Raw genomic sequence first — 1469 nt, 5'->3', positions numbered from 1 at the left:
GCGCAAGGTGATGTGGTTGAAGAAGTAACTGTTACCGGTATTCGCGCGTCGTTAGAGCGCTCAATGGATACCAAACGCAACTCCGCCGGTGTTGTTGATGCCATCAGCTCGGAAGACATCGGTAAATTCCCTGACACCAACCTTGCTGAATCTTTGCAGCGCATCACTGGCGTATCTATCAGCCGTTCAAACGGTGAAGGTTCGCAAATAACCGTGCGTGGCTTTGGCGCAGACAACAATATGGTGACCCTGAATGGCCGTACTATGCCAGCGGCATCAACCAGCAATGGTGGTGGTGGTGATTCCAGGGCGTTTGACTTCGCAAACCTCGCGTCAGAAGGTATTAGCGGCGTAGAAGTCTTCAAAACGGGTAAAGCGAATATCACTACCGGTGGTATAGGTGCGACCGTCAATGTTAAAACTGCCAAACCACTGGATAATCCAGGCTTGGTAGCAAGCGCTGGTGTCAAAGCCGTTATGGATACCACTAACCGTGCTGGGGATGACGTAACTCCGGAAGCGTCAGGCCTTTTCAGTTGGTCTAATGACGACTCAACTTTCGGCGTGGCTCTGAGTGCCAGCCATCAGCAGCGTGATTCAGGCACTGTTGGCGCCACAGTCAACGATTGGGGCATCTACACTTGGGACAGTATTAATGAACCACAAAGAACGTGGAACAACGCTAATGCTCAGGTGACAAATGCACCGGATGAAGGTCAGCTGTACTCGCGCTTTTATGACTTGCGCTATGAGTTTATCGACACTCAACGTACTCGCGACAACGCCCAGTTAACCCTTCAGTTTGCACCTACGGAAGAGTTTACCGCTACCGTGGATTACACCTTTGCTGAGAATGAAATCAAGTCACAGTTGGGGCAAGCCGGCAACTGGATGCAACAAGGCGGCAATCTTCAGGCCGTTGAGTTTGACAACCAGGAGATCGCCACCATGATCTATGCCAAGGAGGCTTACGGAAATGCGATTGATGAAGGTTTTGAACAACAGTGGAGAGAGCAAACTAACACACTGGATTCTGTCGGCGTAAACCTGGGTTATCAAGTGAATGATGCCCTCTCGTTCAACCTGGACGTACATGATTCAGAAATGCACAGCCGGGGTACTGGCCCTCATGGTACCGGCCAAATCCGCATGGCGCTCGCTGCGCCTGTTGTTGTTGAGCGGGAATGGTTTTTTGGCGGAGACTTCCCCACCTATCTGAACAAATATGACGATTCACGCCGCGTTAGACCTGCCTCTGTTGAAGCCGCGTCACCTTGGATACGCAATGGCATGATTGATCCAAGCGATCTCAGCTCAACCATGCTCAACTTGGACCAAGCGGATCAGTTATCTTCTGTTACCCAGATTAAACTTGACGGTCTTTACGAGCTTGACAACGGTCACTTTGATTTCGGTATAGAGTCCCGCGAAATGGAATCTAACACCCGCAGATATGCATCAGGAAACAC

General features: G+C 50.6%; 1 protein-coding gene. It reads left to right on the top strand.

Annotation, left to right across the window (positions count from 1 at the left end; all coding sequences use genetic code 11):
• A partial coding sequence (locus tag J2X05_RS21100; RefSeq protein ID WP_310076415.1) for a TonB-dependent receptor occupies window positions 1-1469 on the top strand: 1469 nt, incomplete at both ends.

Source organism: Cellvibrio fibrivorans (assembly GCF_031457055.1).
GTDB classification, from domain to species: domain Bacteria; phylum Pseudomonadota; class Gammaproteobacteria; order Pseudomonadales; family Cellvibrionaceae; genus Cellvibrio; species Cellvibrio fibrivorans.
Note: the sequence above shows the minus strand (reverse complement) of the source record. Positions and strands in the feature narration are given on the sequence as shown.